General features: G+C 71.5%; 19 protein-coding genes. 13 read left to right on the forward strand and 6 right to left on the reverse strand.

The annotated features are described in order from the left end of the window. On the reverse strand, positions 1 to 686 hold a 686-nt coding region (locus tag QZ500_RS08045; protein WP_295853462.1), incomplete at its 3' end, for a LysR family transcriptional regulator. Positions 687 to 769: 83 nt separating this feature from the next. Here QZ500_RS08045 and QZ500_RS08050 point away from each other — a divergent pair. The 9 genes from QZ500_RS08050 (at position 770) to rpoN (ending at position 10,011) form a co-directional block, all read left to right on the forward strand. Then, positions 770 to 2,017 (forward strand): alpha-hydroxy acid oxidase, encoded by a 1,248-nt coding sequence (locus QZ500_RS08050; RefSeq protein WP_295853464.1) that lies wholly within the window; start codon positions 770 to 772, stop codon positions 2,015 to 2,017. A gap of 65 nt (positions 2,018 to 2,082) precedes the next feature. Then, complete coding sequence (locus tag QZ500_RS08055) at positions 2,083 to 3,012, forward strand: LysR family transcriptional regulator (RefSeq protein WP_295853466.1); 930 nt, start codon at positions 2,083 to 2,085, stop codon at positions 3,010 to 3,012. A gap of 143 nt (positions 3,013 to 3,155) precedes the next feature. Then, positions 3,156 to 3,611 (forward strand): DUF2214 family protein, encoded by a 456-nt coding sequence (locus QZ500_RS08060; protein WP_295853468.1) that lies wholly within the window; start codon positions 3,156 to 3,158, stop codon positions 3,609 to 3,611. Between the two features lie 47 nt (positions 3,612 to 3,658). Continuing rightward, complete coding sequence (argS, locus tag QZ500_RS08065) at positions 3,659 to 5,356, forward strand: arginine--tRNA ligase (protein WP_295853471.1); 1,698 nt, start codon at positions 3,659 to 3,661, stop codon at positions 5,354 to 5,356. A gap of 26 nt (positions 5,357 to 5,382) precedes the next feature. Continuing rightward, on the forward strand, positions 5,383 to 6,099 hold the full coding sequence (locus tag QZ500_RS08070; RefSeq protein WP_295853474.1) for an SPOR domain-containing protein: 717 nt from the start codon (positions 5,383 to 5,385) through the stop codon (positions 6,097 to 6,099). A 65-nt stretch (positions 6,100 to 6,164) separates the two neighbouring features. After that, positions 6,165 to 6,824 (forward strand): thiol:disulfide interchange protein DsbA/DsbL, encoded by a 660-nt coding sequence (locus QZ500_RS08075; RefSeq protein WP_295853584.1) that lies wholly within the window; start codon positions 6,165 to 6,167, stop codon positions 6,822 to 6,824. Positions 6,825 to 6,945: 121 nt separating this feature from the next. After that, on the forward strand, positions 6,946 to 7,605 hold the full coding sequence (gene lptA / locus QZ500_RS08080) for a lipopolysaccharide transport periplasmic protein LptA (RefSeq protein ID WP_295853477.1): 660 nt from the start codon (positions 6,946 to 6,948) through the stop codon (positions 7,603 to 7,605). Then, a complete protein-coding gene (gene lptB / locus QZ500_RS08085) occupies positions 7,602 to 8,402 on the forward strand; it encodes an LPS export ABC transporter ATP-binding protein (RefSeq protein ID WP_295853479.1) in 801 nt (266 codons plus the stop codon). Before lptA ends, lptB begins: the two co-directional genes overlap by 4 nt. Positions 8,403 to 8,421: 19 nt before the next feature. Next, on the forward strand, positions 8,422 to 10,011 hold the full coding sequence (gene rpoN / locus QZ500_RS08090; protein ID WP_295853481.1) for an RNA polymerase factor sigma-54: 1,590 nt from the start codon (positions 8,422 to 8,424) through the stop codon (positions 10,009 to 10,011). 42 nt (positions 10,012 to 10,053) lie between these two features. Here rpoN and QZ500_RS08095 read toward each other — a convergent pair whose 3' ends face one another. The 5 genes from QZ500_RS08095 to QZ500_RS08115 form a co-directional block, all read right to left on the reverse strand. Further along, positions 10,054 to 10,554 (reverse strand): GNAT family N-acetyltransferase, encoded by a 501-nt coding sequence (locus tag QZ500_RS08095; protein ID WP_295853486.1) that lies wholly within the window; start codon positions 10,552 to 10,554, stop codon positions 10,054 to 10,056. Continuing rightward, positions 10,551 to 11,063, reverse strand: coding sequence for an MgtC/SapB family protein (locus tag QZ500_RS08100; protein WP_295853490.1), 513 nt, complete (start codon positions 11,061 to 11,063; stop codon positions 10,551 to 10,553). Before QZ500_RS08100 ends, QZ500_RS08095 begins: the two co-directional genes overlap by 4 nt. 86 nt (positions 11,064 to 11,149) lie before the next feature. Further along, entirely contained in the window at positions 11,150 to 11,539 is a 390-nt protein-coding gene (locus tag QZ500_RS08105) for a hypothetical protein (RefSeq protein WP_295853493.1), read from the reverse strand. Positions 11,540 to 12,065: 526 nt separating this feature from the next. Further along, the gene (locus tag QZ500_RS08110; RefSeq protein WP_295853494.1) at positions 12,066 to 13,448 is read right to left on the reverse strand and encodes a phospholipase A; all 1,383 of its coding nucleotides are present in this window, start codon (positions 13,446 to 13,448) and stop codon (positions 12,066 to 12,068) included. 171 nt (positions 13,449 to 13,619) lie between these two features. Further along, entirely contained in the window at positions 13,620 to 15,719 is a 2,100-nt protein-coding gene (locus tag QZ500_RS08115; protein ID WP_295853496.1) for an ATP-dependent helicase, read from the reverse strand. Between the two features lie 205 nt (positions 15,720 to 15,924). Between QZ500_RS08115 and QZ500_RS08120 the strand changes: the two genes are divergently transcribed. The 4 genes from QZ500_RS08120 (at position 15,925) to QZ500_RS08135 (ending at position 20,868) form a co-directional block, all read left to right on the forward strand. Beyond that, a complete protein-coding gene (locus QZ500_RS08120) occupies positions 15,925 to 17,220 on the forward strand; it encodes a phospholipase D-like domain-containing protein (RefSeq protein WP_295853501.1) in 1,296 nt (431 codons plus the stop codon). A 245-nt stretch (positions 17,221 to 17,465) separates the two neighbouring features. Beyond that, a complete protein-coding gene (locus QZ500_RS08125; RefSeq protein WP_295853504.1) occupies positions 17,466 to 18,419 on the forward strand; it encodes an AEC family transporter in 954 nt (317 codons plus the stop codon). 113 nt (positions 18,420 to 18,532) lie between these two features. Beyond that, positions 18,533 to 19,438, forward strand: coding sequence for a class I SAM-dependent methyltransferase (locus QZ500_RS08130; protein WP_295853505.1), 906 nt, complete (start codon positions 18,533 to 18,535; stop codon positions 19,436 to 19,438). Further along, on the forward strand, positions 19,435 to 20,868 hold the full coding sequence (locus QZ500_RS08135; protein ID WP_295853508.1) for an amino acid permease: 1,434 nt from the start codon (positions 19,435 to 19,437) through the stop codon (positions 20,866 to 20,868). The genes QZ500_RS08130 and QZ500_RS08135 overlap by 4 nt, the downstream gene beginning before the upstream one ends. The last annotated feature ends 125 nt before the right edge of the window (positions 20,869 to 20,993 follow it).

Here is a 20,993-nt window from a genome sequence, read left to right on the forward strand (position 1 = left end):
CCGGCGGCGACCATCGCCACGATCGCGTCGATGCCCGGCACGTCGACCAGCGCTGCGCACTGCGGCACCCGCGCATCCACCCAGCGCGCGGCCAGCCGGCCGGCCACCAGCGCCCGGTCGAGCCGGATCCACGGCTGGGTGCGCAGCAGCGCCTCTGCGCGCTGGCCGGGCAGATCGGCCGGCACCACCAGCACGAAGGGTTCCTCCAGCAGCGGCGTCCAGCGCATCCGGCTCGATCCGCCCGACGGCGGCCGGATCAGCACCGCGGCGTCGAGCCGGCCGGCGCGCACGTCGTGCAGCAGGCCGGGCGTCATGCCGCGCTGGATCTGCAGCTGCAGTTGCGGTGCCTCCTGCCGCAGCGTGGCGAAAGCCGGCGGCAGCAGCGTCGGCAGCGCCGATTCGGTAATGCCCAGCCGCACCGCGCCGGCCGGCACCACGTCGGCCGCGTCGCGCATCGCCTCGATGTCGGCGAGCGTGCGGCCGACGGTGCGGGCCAGCTCGTGCGCAAAGGCGGTCGGCCGCACCTGCCGGCCCGAGCGGTCGAACAGCGGCCGGCGGAAATAGGCCTCCAGCTGCTTCATCTGCAGGCTCACCGCGCTCGGCGTGACGTTCACCGCGTCGGCCGCCGCGGCGAAGCTGCCGCGCTCGACGACGGCGGCCAGGGTGGCGAGGGACTGCAGCTTCATCGCAAGGACCCGTGAGGAAAACTCGTGTGTGGAACGACGCATCATCGCCCATGCGCACGGATGGCCGCCGTAGCATCGGCGCCATGTCCACCCCGTCCTTCCTCGATTCCTTCGCCGCCCCGAGTTCCACCGCGCCGCCGACGCAGGGCGCCGTGGCGCTGCCGCGCCGTCTGCGCGGCATGCTGTCGCTCGACGACTTCGAGGACGCGGCCCGGCGCTTCCTGCCGCGGCCGGTCTTCGCCTACGTCTCCGGCGGCTGCGAGACCGACCGTGCGCTGCGCGCCAACCGCGAAGGCTTCACCGCCTGGGAATGGGTGACGCGCACCCTGGTCGACACCTCGCGCCGCAGCATCGCCACGCCGCTGCTCGGCCACACGTACGCGGCGCCGTTCGGCATCGCGCCGATGGGCATCAGCGCGCTGTCGGCCTACCGCGGCGACCTGGTGCAGGCCCAGGCGGCGGCGGCCGCCAACATCCCGATGATCATGAGCGGCTCCTCGCTGATCCGGATGGAGGAGGTCGCCCGCGCCTATCCGCGCGCCTGGTTCCAGGCCTACGTGCCGGGCGACCCGCTGCACATCGGCGCGCTGCTCGACCGGGTGGAGGCCGCCGGCTTCGGCACGCTGGTGGTGACGGTGGACGTGCCGGTGTCGGGCAATCGCGAGAACAACATCCGCGCCGGTTTTTCCACGCCGCTGCGGCCGGGCGCCCGGCTCGCCTGGGAGGGCCTGACCCATCCGGGCTGGCTGTTCAGCACCGCGCTGCGCACGCTGGTCCGCCACGGCATGCCGCATTTCGAGAACTCGGCCGCGAAGCGGGGCGCGCCGATCCTGTCGTCGAACGTGCTGCGCGACTTCGGTGCGCGCGACCACCTGGACTGGTCGCATGTCGACCAGATGCGCCGGCGCTGGAAGGGGCCGCTGGTGGTCAAGGGCATCCTGGGCGCGGCGGATGCGCAGCGCGCCCGCGACCACGGCGCCGACGGCGTGATCCTGTCGAACCACGGCGGCCGGCAGCTCGACGGCGCGGTGCCGGCGCTGCGCATGCTGCCGTCGGTGGTGCAGGCGCTCGGGCCCGACTATCCGGTGATGATCGACGGCGGCTTCCGCCGCGGCGGCGAGGTGCTGATGGCGCTGGCGCTGGGTGCGAAGTTCGTCTTCGTCGGCCGGCCGTTCAACTACGCCGGCGCGGTGGCGGGCGAGGCCGGCGTGCGCCACGCGATCGGCATCCTGGCCTCGGAAATCCACCGCAACATGGCGATGCTCGGCGCGCTGTCACCGGCCGACCTCGGGCCGGACCATCTGCTCCCGTCGCTGCGCGGATGCTATTGATTTCATAGCTGGCTGCGCAGGCCCCACCTGCGCAGGAGGCCGATTTGTCTCGATAATCGGCCGCCATGGACAAGTTCAAGGCGCTCGAAACCTTCGTCTCCGTCGCCGGCCGCGGCACGCTCACCGCGGCGGCGCAGGCCGAGGGCGTGGCGCCGGCGATCATCGGCCGCCGCATCGACGCGCTGGAGGCGCAGCTCGGCGTCAAGCTGCTGGTGCGCACCACCCGCCGCATCGCGCTCACCACCGAAGGCAGCGCCTTCCTCGAGGACTGCCAGCGGCTGCTGGCGGGCCTCGCCGACGCCGAGGCGGCGGTCAGCGCCGGCGGCGTGAAGGCGGCGGGCCACCTGCGCATCACCGCACCGGCGGGCTTCGGCCGGCGCCATGTCGCGCCGCTGGTGCCGCGTTTTCATACCGCGCACGCGGGGCTGCGCATCTCGCTCAATTTGAGCGACCGGGTGGTCGACCTGATGGCCGAGGGCTACGACTGCGCGGTGCGGGTCGGCGACCTGCCGGATTCGTCGCTGGTCAGCGTGCGGCTGGCCGACAACCGGCGGCTCTGCGTCGCCACGCCCGCCTACCTGGCGCGCGCCGGCACGCCGCGCCATCCGTCGGAGCTGGCGCGCCATGCCTGCCTCACGCTGTCGAGCGACGCCTCGCAGACCCGCGGCTGGGCGTTCCGCGTGGCAGACGGGGAGGGCGGCGGCGCCCCCGAGGTGGTGCATCTGCGCCCGGGCGGCCCGCTCGACTGCACCGACGGGCAGGTGCTGCACGACTGGTGCCTGCAGGGCCACGGCATCGCCTGGCGCAGCACCTGGGAGGTCGAGGGCGAGATCGCGGCCGGCCGGCTGGTGGCGGTGCTGGAGGACTTCGCCGCGCCGCCCAACGGCATCTACGCGGTGTTCCCGCACGCCCGTCACCTGCCGCTGCGGGTGCGGCTGTGGATCGACTTCCTGAAGAGCCACTACGGGCGGCCGGACTTCTGGCGCGCCGGCTGAGGCTGCCCGGCGCCGTACCGCCGTGCCGACGTGCCGACGTGCCGCCGTGCCGACGTGCCGACGTGCCGACGTGCCGCACGGCACGGGCAGAATCGGCCGGGCCGTCCGCCGTCGCCGGGCGCCTCCTTTGCCGAAAGCACCCGATGATCCTGGAATCCCTGCTCGCCTACGCCCACCTGCTGGCGATCCTCACGATGGTCGTCTTCGTCGCCAGCGAGGCGGCGCTGTGCCGGCCCGAATGGCTCAACGCCGCGGCGCTGCACCGGCTCGGCCGGGTGGATCTGGTCTACGGCATCGCCGCGGTCGCGGTGCTCGCGACCGGCGCGGCGCGGGTGTTCTGGGGCGTGAAGGGCAGCGGCTTCTATGCGACCAACTGGCTGCTGCACCTGAAGTTCACCGCCTTCGTGGTCGTCGGCCTGCTGTCGATCCGGCCGACCCTCACGATCCGCCGCTGGATCAAGGCCGAAAAAGCCGGCGCCGGCCTGCCCGCGGGCGACGCGGTGCGGCGCACCCGCCGACAGATCATGGTGCAGGCGCACCTGATCGCGCTGATCCCGCTGGCGGCGGTTTTCCTCGCGCGCGGCTACGGCGGCCGGTGACGGTTCGCGGGCCGGCGGGCCGGCAGGCCCACTCGTAGAATCCGCCGATGCTTTCCGTCAAGAACGATCTGCTCGCCGCACTCGCCGGCGTGCTCGACTCCCTTTCGCCCGGCGCAGGCGCCCGGGCCGCCTTCGAATCCCCCAAGGTCGCCGCCCACGGCGACCTGGCCTGCACCGCCGCGATGCAGCTGGCCAAGCCGCTCAAGCTCAATCCGCGGGCGCTCGGCGAGCAGCTCAAGACCGCGCTGGAGGCCACGCCCGCCTTCGCGCGCTGGGTGGATGCGATCGAGATCGCCGGCCCTGGCTTCCTCAACATCCGCCTGAAGCCCGCCGCCAAGCAGGAAACCGTGCGCGAAGTGCTGGCCGCCGGCACCCGCTACGGCACCCAGCCGGAGAACGGCCGGCGCGTGCTGGTCGAGTTCGTCTCCGCCAACCCGACCGGCCCCCTGCACGTGGGCCACGGCCGCCAGGCCGCGCTCGGCGATGCGATCTGCAACCTGTTCGGCACGCAGGGCTGGAACGTGCACCGCGAGTTCTATTACAACGATGCGGGCGTGCAGATCGACACCCTGACCAAGAGTACGCAGCTGCGCGCCAAGGGCTTCCGGCCCGGCGACGACTGCTGGCCGACCGACCCCGAGAACCCCGCCAGCAAGGCCTTCTACAACGGCGACTACATCCAGGACATCGCAGACGACTTCCTCGCGAAGAAGACGGTCCGCGCCGACGACCGCGAGTTCACCGCCAACGGCGACGTGGACGACTACGACAACATCCGCCAGTTCGCGGTCGCCTACCTGCGCAACGAGCAGGACAAGGATCTGCAGGCGTTCGCGCTGCACTTCGACCAGTACTACCTGGAGTCGAGCCTCTACACCTCCGGCCGGGTCGAGGCGACGGTGAACCGGCTTGTCGCCAACGGCAAGACCTACGAGCAGGACGGTGCCTTGTGGCTGAAGTCGACCGACTACGGCGACGACAAGGACCGCGTCATGCGCAAGCAGGACGGCACGTACACCTACTTCGTGCCCGACGTGGCCTACCACATCGCCAAGTGGGAGCGCGGCTTCACCAAGGTGGTGAACATCCAGGGCACCGACCACCACGGCACCATCGCCCGTGTGCGCGCCGGCCTGCAGGCGGCCGACGTGGGCATCCCGCAGGGCTATCCCGACTACGTGCTGCACACCATGGTGCGGGTGGTCAAGGGCGGGCAGGAAGTGAAGATCAGCAAGCGCGCCGGCAGCTACGTCACGCTGCGTGATCTGATCGAGTGGACCAGCAAGGACGCGGTGCGTTTCTTCCTGCTGTCCCGCAAGCCCGACACCGAGTACACCTTCGATGTCGACCTGGCGGTGGCGCAGAACAACGACAACCCGGTCTACTACGTGCAGTACGCCCATGCCCGCATCTGTTCGGTGCTGGCGGCCTGGGGCGGCGACCGTGCCGCGCTGGCGGGCGCCGACCTGGCATCGCTCGACACCCCGGCGGCGCAGGCGCTGATGCTGCAGCTCGCCAAGTACCCCGGCATGCTGACCGCGGCCACCGAGGGCGAGGCGCCGCACGACGTGGCCTTCTACTTGCGCGACCTGGCCGCGGCCTACCACAGCTACTACGACGCCGAGCGCATCCTGGTGGACGATGTGGCGATCAAGACCGCCCGCCTGGCCCTGGTCGCTGCTGTGGCGCAGGTGCTGCACAATGGCCTGGCCGTGCTGGGCGTGTCCGCGCCGGCCAAGATGTAGACCGAATGAGGGCGGAGAGCAGCGTGATGCAGCACAAGCAGCGGGGAGGCACCTTCCTCGGAATCATCCTGGGCGTGGTGCTCGGCCTGGGTGCCGCCCTGGGCGTGGCGGTCTACGTCACCAAGGTGCCGGTTCCCTTCCTGAACCGCAACGCCAGCCGCAGCGCCGACCAGGACGCGATCGAGGCGCAGAAGAACCGCGACTGGGACCCGAACTCCGGCATCGCCGGCAAGCGCGCCAAGCCGCCGGCCACCGCCGCCGCGCCCGCTCCGGCGGCCGCCGGCGTGACCGCGCCGCAGACCGCCGCCGTGCCGGCCGCACCGGTCCCGGTACCGGACCCCGCGACTCCAGCCGCGCCCGCCACCCGGACCGCCACGGCCCCCGCGGCGGCACCGGCCCGTGCCGGCGCGGCACCGTCGTCGTCCGATCCGCTCGGCGACCTGGCCCGTGCCCGGTCGGCGGCGGCCGCCGCGTCGCCCGCGGTCCCGCCGCCCGGCAACGCCGAACCGTACGAATACTTCATCCAGGCCGGCGCCTTCCGCACGGATGCCGATGCCGAGGCCCAGCGCGCGCGGCTCGCGATCATGGGCTGGGAGGCCCGGGTGACCGAGCGCGAGCAGGCCGGCCGCACCGTGTTCCGCGTCCGTGTCGGCCCGTTCGTGCGCCGCGACGACGCCGAGCGGCTGAAGGACAAGCTCGACGTGGCCGGCATGGACTCGACCCTGGTGCGGGTGCAGCGCTGAGGCTGAACTTTCGCGGCACTGCACCGCTCTCACCCGCTCAAGGAGAAAACCCCCTCATGCCGACCCTGAACCGCCGCGATTTCCATCTCTCTACCACCACCGCTGCGCTGGCCGCCGCCCTGCCGCTCGGCTTCAGCGGCGCCGCCCATGCCCAGGGCAAGCCGCCGCAGGCCGGCAAGGACTACCAGGTCCTCGATAAGCGGGCCCCGGTCGATACGGCGCAGGGCAAGATCGAGGTGATCGAGTTCTTCTGGTACAGCTGCCCGCACTGCCATGCGTTCGAGCCGACGTTCCAGCGCTGGGTCAAGGCCCAGCCGGCCGACGTAGTGGTACGCCGGGTGCCGGTCTCCTTCCGCGACGACTTCCTGCCGCAGCAGAAGCTGTTCTACACGCTGGAAGCGATGGGCAAGGTCGACGAGCTGCACGGCAAGGTGTTCCAGGCGATCCACACCGAGCGCAAGAACATCAGCAAGGACGGCGCCATCCTCGACTGGGTCGGCCAGCAGGGGATCGACAAGACGAAGTTCGCCGAGATCTACAACTCCTTCTCGGTCAATGCCAAGGCCAAGCGGGCGACGCAGATCCAGGACCAGTACAAGGTCGAGGGCGTGCCGGCGCTGGGCATCGCCGGCCGCTACTACACCGACGGCCAGATGGCCGGCAGCATGGAGCGGGCGCTGCAGGTGACCGATTTCCTGGTGGCCCAGACCCGCAAGGGCGCCTGACGGTTTCGCGGGGCCGGCGTGGGCCCCATGGCCGGTGGGTGACGGTCTCCGCTCCCGGGGTGCGCATGCCCCGGGCCGGCCGTACAATCGCCGGCGCAGCAGCAAGATTCGTGCCCCATTTATGACACTGCACCCCGCTTCCTTCGTGTTCGCCCTCGCCGCCCTGTGCGCCGTGGGCGCAGCACATGCCGAGAAGGCCGACCGTACCAAGCCGATGAACATCGAGGCCGATGCGCTGCGGCACGACGACCTCGCCCAGACCAGCGTCTTCACCGGCAACGTCGTGCTGACCAAAGGCACGATCGTGATCCGCGGCACCCGGCTCGAAGTCCGCCAGGACGCCGAGGGCTACCAGTACGGCGTCGTCACCGCCGAGCCCGGCAAGCGGGCGTACTTCAAGCAGAAGCGCGATACCGCGCCCGGCACCCCCGACGAGTTCATCGAGGGCGAGGGCGAAACCATCGACTACGACGGCCGCGCCGACCGGGTGAAGTTCATCCGCCGCGCCGAGATGCACCGCCTGACTGGCAGCACCGTGACCGACGACGTGCGCGGCGACGTGATCGTCTACAACAACGCCACCGACGTCTATACCGTCGACGGCAACCCGGCGGCCGCCGGCAGCGGCACGCTCACCAGCCCGGGCGGCCGGGTGCGCGCGGTGCTGGCGCCGCGGGGCGGCCCGGCCGCCGGTGCCGCGGCGGCCCCGGCCACGCCGGCGGCATCCGGTGCGGCCCCGGCGCTGCGCGGCAGCCCGGCCCTCGGCGGGACCACCCGATGAGCGGGCCGACGCCGGCCGCCGGCCTAGCCGGCTCCCAGGCGCGTGCCGACGGCACCGGCAGCCGCCTGCAGGCGCTGAACCTGCGCAAGGCCTACGGCAGCCGGACGGTGGTCAAGGATGTGTCGCTGTCGGTCGAGAAGGGCGAGGTCGTTGGCCTGCTCGGCCCGAACGGCGCCGGCAAGACCACCTCGTTCTACATGATCGTCGGCCTGGTGCGCTCGGACGCCGGCCGCATCACGATCGACGGCCAGTCGATCGGCGACCTGCCGATCCACCGCCGCTCGCGACTCGGCCTGTCCTACCTGCCGCAGGAGGCGTCGATCTTCCGCAAGCTGACGGTGCAGGAGAACGTGCGCGCGGTGCTGGAGCTGCAGGTGGACGAGCATGGCCGCGCACTGAAGAAGCCCGCGCTGGAGGCACGGCTCGACGCGCTGCTGGCCGACCTGCGGGTCGACCACCTGCGCGACTCGCCGGCACTGGCGCTGTCGGGCGGCGAGCGGCGCCGGGTCGAGATCGCCCGCGCGCTGGCGACCCAGCCGCGCTTCATCCTGCTCGACGAGCCCTTCGCCGGCATCGACCCGATCGCGGTGATCGAGATCCAGCGGATCATTGGCTTCCTGAAGGAGCGCGGCATCGGCGTGCTGATCACCGACCACAACGTGCGCGAGACGCTCGGCATCTGCGACCACGCCTTCATCATCAGCGACGGCCATGTGCTCGCCCAGGGCACGCCGGCCGAGATCGTCGAGAACGCCGACGTGCGGCGCGTCTACCTCGGCGAACATTTCCGGATGTGACCGGGCGCCGGCCGACCGTATGAAGCAGGGACTGTCCCTTCGCGTCTCGCAGCACCTGGCGCTCACGCCGCAGCTGCAGCAGTCGATCCGGCTGCTGCAGCTCTCCACGCTCGAACTGAGCCAGGAAGTCGAGCAGATGCTCGACGAGAACCCGTTCCTCGAGGTCACGCAGGACGAGGCGCCGCGGGAGGAGTTCGGTGTCGCGCAGGCCGACACGCCCGCCTTCGAGGATGCGTCCGAGGGCAGTGATGCTCCTTATTCGATAGCTGCATCCGCAGACGGGGCGGGCGCTGCAGCCTCGAACGATGCCGAAAACGACGGCGCCGGCAGCGCCGGCGACGAGCCCGACTGGGGCGGCGACGGCGGCACCGAGATCGTCGCCGACGACAGCGAGTGGGGCGGCGACGCGCCGGCCCGCAAGAACAACCTGGGCGACGACGGCGAGGCCGACGCCACCGAACTCGCCCGCAGCCAGGAGTCGCTGACCGCGTTCCTGCACCGCCAGGCGCTGGCGCTGCGCCTGTCGCCGGTCGACAGCGCCGCGCTGCGTTTCCTGATCGAGTCGCTCAACGACGACGGCTACCTCGAGGATTCCCTGCCCGCGCTGGCGCTCGGCCTGGCCGGCACCGACGACGCCCAGGCGGAGGAGGTCGAGGAACTGGTCCACCGCTTCACCGTGGCGCTGCGGCTGCTGCAGAGCCTGGAGCCGGCCGGCGTCGGCGCCCGCGACCTGCGCGAATGCCTGACGCTGCAGCTGCGCGCGCTGCAGCAGGCCGACGACGGCACGGTGGCCGACCTGCAGGTGATCGAGGCGGCGCTGCTGGTCTGTGCGCAGCCGATGGAGCTGCTCGCGCGCCGCGACGTCAAGCGGCTGTCGGCCGCCTGCCGCGCCGACGAGGACACCACCCGCGCCGCGATGGCGCTGGTGGCGCGGCTGGAGCCCAGGCCGGGCCGGCGCTTCATCGACGTGGAGCGCAACATCGTGGTGCCGGACGTGATCGTGCAGGCGGTCGGCCGCGGCGCGCAGCTGCGCTTCCGGGTGCAGCTCAACCCGGACGTGATGCCGAAGCTGAAGGTGCACGACATCTACGCCAGCGCCCTGCGCCAGCACAAGGGCGAGGGCAGCCAAGCGCTGCAGCAGCGGCTGCAGGAGGCGCGCTGGTTCATCAAGAACATCCAGCAGCGCTTCGATACCATCCTGCGGGTGTCGAACGCGATCGTCGAGCGGCAGAAGGCGTTCTTCGTGCACGGCGAGCTGGCGATGCGGCCGCTGGTGCTGCGCGAGATCGCCGACGAGCTGGGACTGCACGAATCGACCATCAGCCGGGTCACCACCGCCAAGTACATGGCGACGCCCTACGGCACCTTCGAGCTGAAGTATTTCTTCGGTTCGGCCCTCGGCACCGAGGCCGGCGGCAACGCGTCGAGCACCGCGGTGCGGGCGCTGATCAAGCAGTTCGTCGGCTCGGAAGACACGAAGAAGCCGCTGTCGGACAGCCAGATCTCCGAGATGCTCAAGGAGCAGGGCATCGAATGCGCCCGGCGCACGGTCGCGAAATACCGCGAATCGCTGCGCATCGCGCCGGCCAACCTGCGCAAGGCGCTCTAGTCGCTGCCGCCGCTGCGGCGGGCGCCGCGACGATCGGCGGCGTCAGCCGGCCCGCTGCATCGCGAAGCGGCGGAAAGCCTGCCCGCCACGGACCACCGTCTGCTCCTCCACCACCACGAAGCCGTGCCGGGCGAAGAACGGCCGGGCGACCAGACTGGCCTCGGTCGAGAGCCGGTGTACGCCCTGTGCAGCCAGTTCGGCCGCGGCGGTCGCCAGCAGCGCCGACGCCACGCCCCGGCGGGCCCGGTCGGGCGCACAGAACAGCAGGTCGATCAGGCCATTGGGCTGCCAGGCGATGAACCCGGCAGGCGCGGGACGGGCGGAGTCGGTGCCATCGACGGCGATCCGGGTCGACAGCGCGGCGAAGCGCTGCTGCCATGCCGACAGATCGGGGAGCAGTGGCGCCCAGGCGGCGCGCTGGGCCTCGTCATAGGCCCCGGCGGCAAGTCGGTGCACGGCGGCGGTGAAGAGCGCAACGAGTGCCGGCACGTCGCCGGGCCGGGCCGGGCGGATCGACAAAGGTGACTCCAGGGAGGGCGTCATGGCAGCGGCTCGCGCCGGACGCGCCGCAGCCGCTGCGCCAGCCGGCCGAGCACCGGTTCCAGCGACAGCACGACCAGTGCCAGCACGGTGCTCAGCACCGCCGTCGTCTCGCGGCCGAGGCCGGCGGCCATGCCGATCGCGGCGGTGAGCCAGATGCCGGCGGCGGTGGTCAGGCCGCGCACGTGCGGGCTGCTGCTGTCCTTGAGGATGGTGCCCGCGCCCAGGAAGCCGACGCCGGCGACGATGCCCTGCACCACGCGGCTGATGTCGGTCTGTTCTACGCCGGACTGCAGCGGCACCAGCACGAACAGCGCCGCGCCCATCGACACCAGCATGTGGGTGCGGATGCCCGCCGCATGGCCGCTGCGCTCGCGCTCCAGGCCGAGCAGGCCGCCGAGCAGTGCGGCGATGCCGAGGCGCAGCAGGATGCGCGTGGCTTCGCCGGCATCGGGAATGTCGGAGAACTCCTGGGCGAGCACCTCGCCCACCGTGTCGAGGAAGCCGGCCATCGCCTAATGCAGTGCCGGGCGGGTGGTGGCAATGCCGGTGGAGGCAGGGTGCGCCGCGGCCGCCCGGCGCGCGGGGCGGGCCGGCATCAGTGGGTGGTCCGGCCGGCCCGGGCCGAGGACCGCGGGAACTTGCCGTGCGGCACGGAGGCCAGCCGGTTAAACATCCGGCGGGCATAGCCGGCGATGTGCAGGCACTTGTTGAGTTCTTCGACCGGCAGCGGGCCCGATACCACCACGATGTCGTTGGCCGCGTCCTGCGCCCCTGCCGCGCGCAGCCGGCGGCGGGCGCCCATCGCCCAGCTGTGGATGCGCAGCGGGCTGCCGTGCTGGTGCAGCACGCCGGTGCTCGCGTCGAAGGCGATCGCCACGTCGTCGGTCTTCAGGCGGCAGCGGCGTTCGCCGGTCGCGCGGCTAGGCTCGTCGCGCATGTCGTACAGGTAGTAGCTGCCGGACTTCAGCTGGTATTGCAGGTCCATCTCGAATCTCTCCTCTCGCGGATTGTCGAACGCGCGACCTCGGAGCAAGGGGAGGAAAGCGCTGGAAATCCCGCCCTTATCGACGGCGGGCGACCCGGCGGCGGAGGGCGCAGGCCGGGTGGGCGAAGCCGCCGATTCTAGGCACTTGTAACAGCCGCCGGGGCGCCGGGAAGGCCTTCGGTGGTGTCGGAATGCATCCAGCCGGACGGCAGGCGACGGAAGGGCGCATCAGGGCGACGGGCGGCAGGCAGCAGCGAGGAAGCCACGTCTTGAACACACAACGACAGCACCGGCGCTGATTCACCCACGCTGGGCTGGTCGACGCCGGGCAGGAAGACGGCCCGTCCGAGCCCCGGCCGTCATGGGCAACCACCGCCGGCCGCTGACGCCTCCGCCCAGGGCAACCGTTCCGAACCGCCACGACCGGCAGCTCCCAGCGGGCACCGCGGATCCGGCTCCGCCGGTCCGCCGGTGCCGCCCCCGGACGGGGGCAGGCGTTACACGCAGTGAAAAGCCTGGGGGCGATCTAAAAATCCACGATGCTGAAACCGACGCTCAGCACGGTGCGCTTGCGGTTGTAGTCGATCAGGCTGTCGCCGTACCCGCTGAACAGCTGGGTGTGCAGCTTCAGGCCGCTGAAGCTGTTGCCCTTGCCGTCGCCGAGCGAGCGCAGCCATTCGACGCGGCCCGACCCGCGGTTCTCGCCGCCGAGCGACCCGCGCAGCGTGCCGACCAGCGTGTTCTTCGGGTTGACGTTCCAGGTCGCCTGGACCTCGCCGCGGCCGATGTAGTTGCTGATGTCCGGGTTGTTGTCCTTGGCCGCCGACTCGCTCAGCCGCTTCCAGACGCGGCCGGTCACGGTGAAGTCGTTGTCCTTCTCGAAGCCGGTCATCAGGTACACGCGATTCCAGCTGCGCGACAGCGGGTCGCTCTGGCCGTTGGACTGGTGCACGATGCCGGCGCCGCTGTAGCGCCAGTTCCAGCCGAAGGGCAGCCGGGCAGTGGTCGGGTAGACGTAGATCGCCTCGGGCTCGTAGTCGGTGCTGCGGAACGGCCGCGAGATGCCGCTGTTGAAGAACTGCCAGTACGACTGCTGGCTGTAGGCGAACCACAGCGAGTCGCGCACCGGCGAACTCTCGGGCGTGAGCAGGCCGCTGGCGATCTTGGTCCGCACCGACAGTTGCAGCCGCAACTCTTCCTTGCGGTAGTCGATCGCGGTGGTCGCGGTGTTGTTCGGGTTGCCCGAGGTCGGCATGCGGTTGACCGAATTCGACGCCACCGCCGACAGGCTGTTGGCGCGGTAGCCGCGCAGGCTGAAGGTCGGGCAGGTGCTGCCGGATTCCAGTTCCCAGAAGCGCGACAGATCGGAGAACTGGCGGTCGCGGCAGCCCTGCTCCAGGCCGACGCCGATGATGCCGGTGGACGCGGTCGGCGTCGTCGCGGTCTCGGGCGTGGCGGGCTGGGTGGTGGCCAGCGCGGCGGCCACATCGGCGCGGATCGCGGAGGCCGCGGCGCCCGGTGGCACGGTGGCCGCACCGACCGACGGCGACTGCGCCGCGTCGGCCGAGCGCTGCTGCACCGCCTGCACCAGCTTCTGCTGCTCGCGCGCCCAGCTGTCGAAACAGGCGAGGCGTTCGGCATCCGTTGCCAGGCCGGTGCACTGCTGCCAGGCGGTCACGGCCTCGGCGCGGGCGGCCGTCACCGGCGCCAGCGGTGTCGCGGCGGGGACGGCGCGCCGGGCCTGCGCGGCGGATTTGCCGCTCGGCTTGGCCGCCGCACGCGGGGCCGTGGGGGCCTGCTGCGCGGCGGCATCGTCGGGCAGCGCGCCCAGGGTGACCAGCAGCGCGGCGAGGGCCGCGGCGACCGGCGTGCGGTCGGCCGGCAGGCGGAGGGGGGAGCGTCGTTCCATGGAGCCTCTGAAGGAGTGGCGCGATCGCGGCGGACATCCGCGACCCGGGCGGCGGTGATGGTAGCGGACCGCGTCGAAAAAAAGCGACAGCCCGTGGCGGAGCCTGCTGTGCGACGCAAGGGCCATGCCCGGCGGGCGCGACTGCCACGGTTCGCGGCAGTCGCCGACACGTCAGCGGCCTGCTGCCGCCTCCGCCGCCACGGCGTCGGCCGCCCCGACCTGCGCCTTGCGGGCGAACTCGGCCCGCAGCGCGCGCAGCTTCTCGCGCGGGTCCTCGCGCACCGTGGCCTTGTCGAGGCCCATCTCGGCGATGAAGCGGCTCGGCTGCGCGGCGACCATCTCGCGGCCCTTCTTCTTCTTGCGGGTCCAGCTCACCGCCAGGCTGCGCTGGGCGCGGGTGATGCCCACGTACATGAGGCGGCGTTCCTCCTGCAGCCGGTGCAGCGTTTCGTCGCTCACCACTTGCTGGCGGCCGCCATCGTCGTCGAGCTTGAAGGGCAGCATCCCCTCGGTCACGCCGACCAGCACCACGTGGGGCCACTCCAGGCCCTTGCTCGCATGCAGCGTGGAGAGCGTCACCACGTCCTGGTCCTGCTCGCGGTCGCTGATGGTCGAGAGCAGAGACACGGTTTGCGCCACTTCCAGCAGGCTCTTCAGTTCGCCGGTGCCGGCGGACGGATTGGCGCCGGAGGCATCCTCCACCTGGCCGCCGCAGCGCTGGGCCATCCAGTCGCAGAAGTCGAGCACGTTGGTCCAGCGGGCGGCAGCGACCTTCTCGCTGTCCTCGCCGTCGTGCAGGTACTGCTCGTAGCCGATTTCCTTGAGCCAGTCCATCAGGAAGCCCTTGGCCGCCTCGGCGCCGAGCGTCTGGCGGGCACGGTATTCCAGGTCGTTGATGTAGCGGCCGAACTCCGCGAGGCTGCCCATCGCACGGTCCGGCAGGCTGGCCGCCAGCGACGACGAGAACAGCGAGGCGAACAGGCTCTGGCGGTATTTGGTGCCGAACTCGCCCAGCTTCGCCAGCGTGGTGTGGCCGATGCCGCGCTTCGGCGTCGTGATCGCGCGCAAGAAGGCCGGGTCGTCGTCGTTGTTGATCCACAGCCGGAACCAGGCGCACAGGTCGCGGATCTCCGCGCGGTCGAAGAAGCTCGTGCCACCCGACACCTTGTAGGGGATGTTGGCGCGCCGCAGCGCCTTCTCGAAGGGCTTGGCCTGGTGGTTGGCGCGGTAGAGGATCGCGAAGCTGCGCCACTCCTTGTGCGGCGACGTCTCGCGCAGGCCCTGAATGCGTGCGACGGCGCGTTCGGCCTCGTGCTCCTCGGTGTCGGCATCGACCACCCGCACCGGCTCGCCCTCGCCGAGTTCGCTGAACAGCGTCTTCGGGAACAGCTTCGGGTTCGGGCCGATCACGTTGTTGGCGGCCCGCAGGATCGCGCTGGTCGAGCGGTAGTTCTGCTCCAGCTTGATCACCTGCAGTTCCGGGAAATCGACCGGCAGCTTCTTCAGGTTGTCCAGCGTGGCGCCGCGCCAGCCGTAGATCGACTGGTCGTCGTCGCCCACCGCGGTGAAGCGGCCACGCTCGCCGACCAGGTGCTTCAGCACCTCGTACTGGGTGGCGTTGGTGTCCTGGTATTCGTCGACCAGCACATGGCCGAGGGCGGCCTGCCACTTCTCGCGCACCTCGGGGAAGTCGCGCAGCAGCTTGAGCGGCATCCCGATCAGGTCGTCGAAATCCACGCTCTGGTAGGCCGCGAGCCGCTCCTGGTAGAGCTGCATCACCCGGGCGATGATCTTCTCGTTGTCGTCCGCCGCAGCGGCCTCGGCCTGCTCGGCGTTCAGGCCCATGTTCTTCCACTTGCTGATCGTCCACTGCCACTGGCGGGCGGTGGCCATGTCGGCGGTGCCGCCGGCGGCGTCCTTCAGGATGCCGGCCACGTCGTCGGCGTCGAGGATGCTGAACTGCGGCTTCAGGCCGAGCACCTTGCCGTCCTCGCGCATCATGCGTACGCCTAAAGCGTGGAAGGTGCAGATCAGCACGTCCTTGGCCGCCCGCCCGATCAGGCCCTTGGCGCGCTCGCGCATCTCGGCCGCAGCCTTGTTGGTGAAGGTGATCGCGGCAATGCGCTTGGCGGGCATGCCCTTCTCGATCAGGTGCGCGATCTTGTGGGTGATGACTCGGGTCTTGCCCGAACCCGCGCCGGCCAGCACCAGGCAGGGCCCGCCGACGTAGTGAACGGCCTGGAGCTGGGCGTGGTTGAGACCGGCGGACATGAGGGGGAGCGGGGGAGGGACGCGGAGAGCGGAAGGCGGACAGGCGCGGTGACGGATCGGCGGCAGCCGGTGGCGCGCCCGGATCATACCGGCGGTGCCCGGCGGCTGCCGGCGTCGGCACCCAGGCCCGAAGGGGCCGGGGTAACCGCTGCTTGCGGCCCGCCGCCGCCTGCGTGCTAGGGTGCCGCAGCATTCCTGGAGCGCCATGTCCTTCCTGCGCCGATTTCCCCTCAAGGCCGTCCTGCTCAGCTGCCTCGGCACGCTGGTCGTGACGCTGCTGGTCCTCAATTTCTCCGCTGGCGAAAAGAAGCTCGACGAGCAGATCCCCCGGCTCTACGGCCTGCACGATCCGCAGTTCCAGAGGACCATGGGCGTGCTGCTCGGCCCGCCGATCCTGTCGGGCAACCGCTACGAGGCATTGATCAATGGCGACCGGATCTTCCCGCCGATGCTGCAGGCGATCCGCGAGGCGCAGAAGACCATCACCTTCGAGACCTACATCTACTGGTCCGGCGACATCGGCCGCGCCTTCGCCGACGCGCTGGCCGAGCGGGCCCGCGCCGGCGTGAAGGTGCATGTGCTGCTCGACTGGGTGGGCAGCGCGAAGATCGAGGAGAGCTTCCTGCAGCAGATGGAGCAGGCAGGCGTCGAGATCCGCAAGTTCCACGAACCGCACTGGACCCACTGGGGCCGGCTCAACAACCGCACCCACCGGAAGCTGCTGATCACGGACGGCAGGGTCGGCTTCACCGGCGGCGTCGGCATCGCGCCGGCCTGGACCGGCGACGGCCAGGACGCCGACCACTGGCGCGACACCCACTTCCGCGTCGAGGGGCCGGTGGTCGCGCAGATGCAGGGCGTCTTCATGGACAACTGGACCAAGGCCTCGGGCGAGGTGCTGCACGGCGCGGACTATTTCCCGGCCCTGGCGCCGCGCACGGCCGATGGCGAAGGGCGCGCACAGATGTTCAGCAGCTCGCCCTCGGGCGGCAGCGAGAGCATGCACCTGATGTATTTGCTCGCGATCACCGCGGCCGAGCGGTCGATCGAACTCTCGAGCGCGTATTTCGTGCCCGACCGGCTCACGCTGCAGGCGATCGTCGAGGCCCGCCGGCGCGGCGTGCGGGTGCGCATCGTCACGCCCGGACCGATCATCGATTCGCAGACGGTGCGCCGCGCCTCGCGCGCCTCCTGGGGGCCACTGCTCGCGACCGGGGTGGAGATGTACGAATACCAGCCGACCATGTACCACTGCAAGGTGCTGGTGGTCGACGGGCTGATGGTGTCGGTCGGCTCCACCAATTTCGACAACCGGTCCTTCCGGCTCAACGACGAGGCCAACCTCAACATCTACGATCCGGTGTTCGCGGCGCAGCAGGTCGCGGTGTTCGAGCAGGACATCGCCCGCGCCCGGCGCATCACCTTCGAGGCCTGGGAGCAGCGGCCGCTGCACGAAAAGGCGCTGGAACACCTGTCGTCCCTGCTGTCGGCGCAGCTTTAGTCTTGCGCACCGGCCGCGCGGTCGCCCGTTCCTACCCTTTGCGAGGGCGTAGGCCGCTTATGCGGCCGGCGGATAAGCAGCCGCGATTCGGTCGCTTCGCACCGCAGCCTCCGCGCCCTACAGTGCATGCACCGCCGCGGCATCGCGTCATGCCCGGCCCCGGTTGGTTGTGTGTGCGTCTCTCTCTTGTGCCCGCCCTGCGCGGGCACTTTTTTGGGCGGTGCGCGCTGCGCGAGAATCCGGCGGTGTCCGCCGTCCTCGCCATCACCTTCCCGTTCTTCGCCCTGGTGCTGTGCGGCTATGCGGCGACCCGGCGCGGCATGCTGCTGCCCGCCGCGATCCAGGGGCTCAACGGCTTCGTGCTGTATTTCGCGCTGCCCTGCCTGCTCTACCGCTTCGGCGCCCGCACGCCGATCGGCCAACTGCTCGACGTGGGCAGCTTCGCGGTCTACCTCGGCTGCGCGCTCGTCATGGTCGCGCTGGCCGTGGCGCTTACCCGGCGCGGGCGGATCGGCTGGAACGACGCGGCTTTCGGCGCGCTGGTCGCCGCCTTTCCCAACACCGGCTTCATGGGCGTGCCGCTGCTCGCGACGCTGCTCGGCGCGGCGTCGGCCGGCCCGGTCATCCAGGCGGTCGCGATCGACATGGTGATCACCAGTTCGCTCTGCATCGCGCTGTCGCGGCTCGACGGTGCGGGCCGCCACGGCATGGCGGCGGCGCTGCGCCATGCGCTGCGCGGCATGGCCGGCAATCCGATGCCCTGGGCGATCGTGCTCGGCGGGCTGGCATCGGCCACCGGCGTGGCGCTGCCCGGTCCGGTGGACCGCACCGTCGCGCTGCTGGCCGAGGCCGCGACGCCGGTCGCGCTGTTCACCATCGGCGCGGTCCTGGCGCGTTCGCGCATGGATGCCGCGGCGCCGCTGCCGGCCGCCGAATGGCTGAGCGTGGTGGTGCTGAAGCTGTTCGTACATCCGCTGCTGGTGCTGGGCGCAGGCCGTGCGGCCATTGCGCTCGGGCTGCCGCTCGCGCCGCTGACGCTCACGGCCCTGGTGCTGGTGGCCGCGTTGCCGAGCGCCAGCAACGTGTCGCTGCTGGCCGGGCGCTTCGGCGCCGACAACGGCCGGATCGCGCAGATTATCCTGGCCACTACCGCGCTCGCATTTCTGACCTTCTCCGCCGCGGTCGCGCTCATGGTCTGAGCGCGGCCGGCGCAACGTCCGTACGGCGCCGTGGGTTGATCGCGGCGCGTCGCGCGCGAGGGGCCAGAATGCCGGTCCGGTCACAGGGCCCGACGGGCCAGGGAGTCGCGGTCATGGCTTTTTTCCTCCGGCGGCGTCTGGCCGTCCGCACCGTTCTGGGGGCCGGTCTCGCGGTCGCCGTCCCGCTCGCGTGGGCGCAGGCGCCCGCGGCGTCCTACGAGCCGTCGCGCGGCCAGGCCGGCAAGGATGTGATCTGGATCCCGACGCCCGATGCGGTGGTCGACCGGATGCTGCAGATGGCCGAGGTCCGCGCCGACGACCGGGTCTACGACCTCGGCTCCGGCGACGGCAAGATCGCGATCGCCGCCGGCCGCATCCACGGCGCCCGCGCCACCGGCCTCGAATTCAACCCGCAGATGGTCGAGCTGTCGCGCCGCCGCGCGCAGGAGGCGGGCGTGGCCGGCCGGGTCGATTTCGAGCGGGCCGACATCTTCGCGGCCGACTTCTCCAGCGCCAGCGTCGTCACGCTCTACCTGCTGCCGGCGCTCAATCTGCGGCTGCGGCCGGCGCTCTTCGCGCTGCGGCCCGGCACCCGCGTGGTTTCGCATTCGTTCGACATGGGCGACTGGCAGGCCGACGAGGTGGCGCGCTCGGGCGCGTCGGAGGTCTACCTGTGGCGCATCCCGGCCAACGTGACCGGCCGCTGGCGCGTCGCCGCAGGGCCGTGGGCCGGCGCGCCGGAGCGGCTGCGCTTCACCCAGCGGTTCCAGGTGGTCGACGGCGAGGCGACCTTCGGCTCGCTCGACGCCGGCGCGATCCGGCCGGTGCTGAGCGGCGACCAGCTGCAGTTCGGCATCCGCGATGCAGACGGGCAGCTTACGGCCTGGTCGGGCCGGGTGGACGGCGACCGCATCACCGGCACCGTCACCCGTGCCGGCGCCGCACCGGTGGCGTTCGAGGCCGTGCGCACCGAGGGAAGGACACCGATCGTCAGCAACGCCCCGGGCAGTCGCGAATGAGCGGCGCGCTGCAGACGCCGGCCCGCGCGGCCGGCCCGGGCGCGGACGCCCGCGAGGGTGCTGCGGCGGTCCGGCCGCAGCTGCGGATGCGCCATGCGGTCGCGATCATCGTCGGCGTGGCGATCGGCGCGGGCATCTTCAAGGCGCCTGCGCTGGTGGCGGCCAACGTGCCGTCGGCGGGCTGGCTGTTCGCGGTCTGGCTCGCGGGCGGCCTCGTCTCGATCGTCGGGGCGCTCTGCTACGCGGAGCTGTCGGCGGCCTATCCGAGCCGCGGCGGCGAATACCACTTCCTGTCCCGCGCCTTCGGCCGCAGCACCGCGCTGGTCTATGCGTGGGCGCGCTTCTCGGTCATCACCACCGGCTCGGTCGCGCTGCTCGGCTTCGTCTTCGGCGACTACATGGCGCAGCTGCTGCCGCTCGGCGCCGGCGGCCCGGCGATCTATGCGGCGCTGGCGGTCGTCGCGCTGACGGCGGTCAACCTGCGCGGGCTGCGCGACAGCGCCTCCACCCAGGCCTGGCTCACCGCGGTGGAGGTTGGCGGGCTGGTGCTGATCGTGGTCGGCGCGCTATGGCTGTGGACCGGCGGCGGGCCGACGGCGCCGGTCGTGCCGGTCGTGCAGGCGCCCACCGGCGCAGGCGGGCTGGGCGGCATCGGCCTGGCGATGGTGTTCGTGCTGCTGACCTTCGGCGGCTGGAACGACGCCGCCTGCATCAGCGCCGACCTGCCGCACCGCCGCAGCATCGTCTGGGCGCTGCTGCTGTCGGTGGGGCTGATCACTGCGCTCTATCTGCTGGTGAACTGGGCCTACTGGTACACGCTCGGGCTCGGCGGCATGGCCCGGTCCGACGCGGTCGCGACCGACGTGCTGACCGTCGCCTTCGGCCCGGCGGCGGGCAAGCTGGTGGCGGCGATGGTGGCGGTCTCGGCCCTCACCTCGATCAACGCCACGCTGATCGTCGGCGCCCGCACCGCCAGCGCGCTGGGCCAGGACTGGCCGCGCCTGCAGGCGCTCGCGGCCTGGGATGCGGACCGCGGCGTGCCGCGCAACAGCTTTCTCGTGCAGGGCGTGCTGGCGCTGGCGCTGATCGCGCTCGGCGCGGCGTTCCAGGGCGGCTTCCGGGCGATGGTCGAGTACACCGCGCCGGTGTTCTGGCTGTTCTTCTTCCTCACCGGCGTGTCGCTGTTCCGGCTGCGGCAGATCGACGCCGGCCACGTGCGGCCGTTCCGGGTGCCCCTCTACCCGGTGCTGCCGGCGGTGTTCTGCGCCAGCAGCCTCTACATGCTCTGGTCGAGCCTGTCGTACGTGCGGTCGCAGCAGTTCGGCAGCTTCAATGCGGCTTGGGTCGGCGTGGCGGTGCTCGCCACCGGCGTGCTGCTGCTGGCGTGGATGCGGCGCTCGGTGGCGGCAGACGCACCGGCCGGGCCATAATCGGCGCCCATGTCGTCCGCACAGCCGTCGCTTCTTCTTCCTGCGGTGCTCCCCCTTCGTCGGCGCTGGCGCAAGCCAGCCGCCTGACCGACCCCTCGCGCCCCTGCGGCGCACCTCCCGCCCGC

Origin of the sequence: uncultured Xylophilus sp. (assembly GCA_913776965.1) — a bacterium.
In the GTDB taxonomy this organism is placed as follows: domain Bacteria; phylum Pseudomonadota; class Gammaproteobacteria; order Burkholderiales; family Burkholderiaceae_C; genus Xylophilus.

Bases quoted from the DNA above. Each gene is read 5' to 3' on its own strand.
- QZ500_RS08050 (WP_295853464.1), top strand. From the start codon at position 770: ATGTCCACCCCGTCCTTCCTCGATTCCTTCGCCGCCCCGAGTTCCACC.
- QZ500_RS08055 (WP_295853466.1), top strand. From the start codon at position 2,083: ATGGACAAGTTCAAGGCGCTCGAAACCTTCGTCTCCGTCGCCGGCCGC.
- QZ500_RS08060 (WP_295853468.1), top strand. From the start codon at position 3,156: ATGATCCTGGAATCCCTGCTCGCCTACGCCCACCTGCTGGCGATCCTC.
- argS (WP_295853471.1), top strand. From the start codon at position 3,659: ATGCTTTCCGTCAAGAACGATCTGCTCGCCGCACTCGCCGGCGTGCTC.
- QZ500_RS08070 (WP_295853474.1), top strand. From the start codon at position 5,383: ATGCAGCACAAGCAGCGGGGAGGCACCTTCCTCGGAATCATCCTGGGC.
- lptA (WP_295853477.1), top strand. From the start codon at position 6,946: ATGACACTGCACCCCGCTTCCTTCGTGTTCGCCCTCGCCGCCCTGTGC.
- lptB (WP_295853479.1), top strand. From the start codon at position 7,602: ATGAGCGGGCCGACGCCGGCCGCCGGCCTAGCCGGCTCCCAGGCGCGT.
- rpoN (WP_295853481.1), top strand. From the start codon at position 8,422: ATGAAGCAGGGACTGTCCCTTCGCGTCTCGCAGCACCTGGCGCTCACG.
- QZ500_RS08095 (WP_295853486.1), bottom strand. From the start codon at position 10,554: ATGACGCCCTCCCTGGAGTCACCTTTGTCGATCCGCCCGGCCCGGCCC.
- QZ500_RS08100 (WP_295853490.1), bottom strand. From the start codon at position 11,063: ATGGCCGGCTTCCTCGACACGGTGGGCGAGGTGCTCGCCCAGGAGTTC.
- QZ500_RS08105 (WP_295853493.1), bottom strand. From the start codon at position 11,539: ATGGACCTGCAATACCAGCTGAAGTCCGGCAGCTACTACCTGTACGAC.
- QZ500_RS08110 (WP_295853494.1), bottom strand. From the start codon at position 13,448: ATGGAACGACGCTCCCCCCTCCGCCTGCCGGCCGACCGCACGCCGGTC.
- QZ500_RS08115 (WP_295853496.1), bottom strand. From the start codon at position 15,719: ATGTCCGCCGGTCTCAACCACGCCCAGCTCCAGGCCGTTCACTACGTC.
- QZ500_RS08120 (WP_295853501.1), top strand. From the start codon at position 15,925: ATGTCCTTCCTGCGCCGATTTCCCCTCAAGGCCGTCCTGCTCAGCTGC.
- QZ500_RS08130 (WP_295853505.1), top strand. From the start codon at position 18,533: ATGGCTTTTTTCCTCCGGCGGCGTCTGGCCGTCCGCACCGTTCTGGGG.
- QZ500_RS08135 (WP_295853508.1), top strand. From the start codon at position 19,435: ATGAGCGGCGCGCTGCAGACGCCGGCCCGCGCGGCCGGCCCGGGCGCG.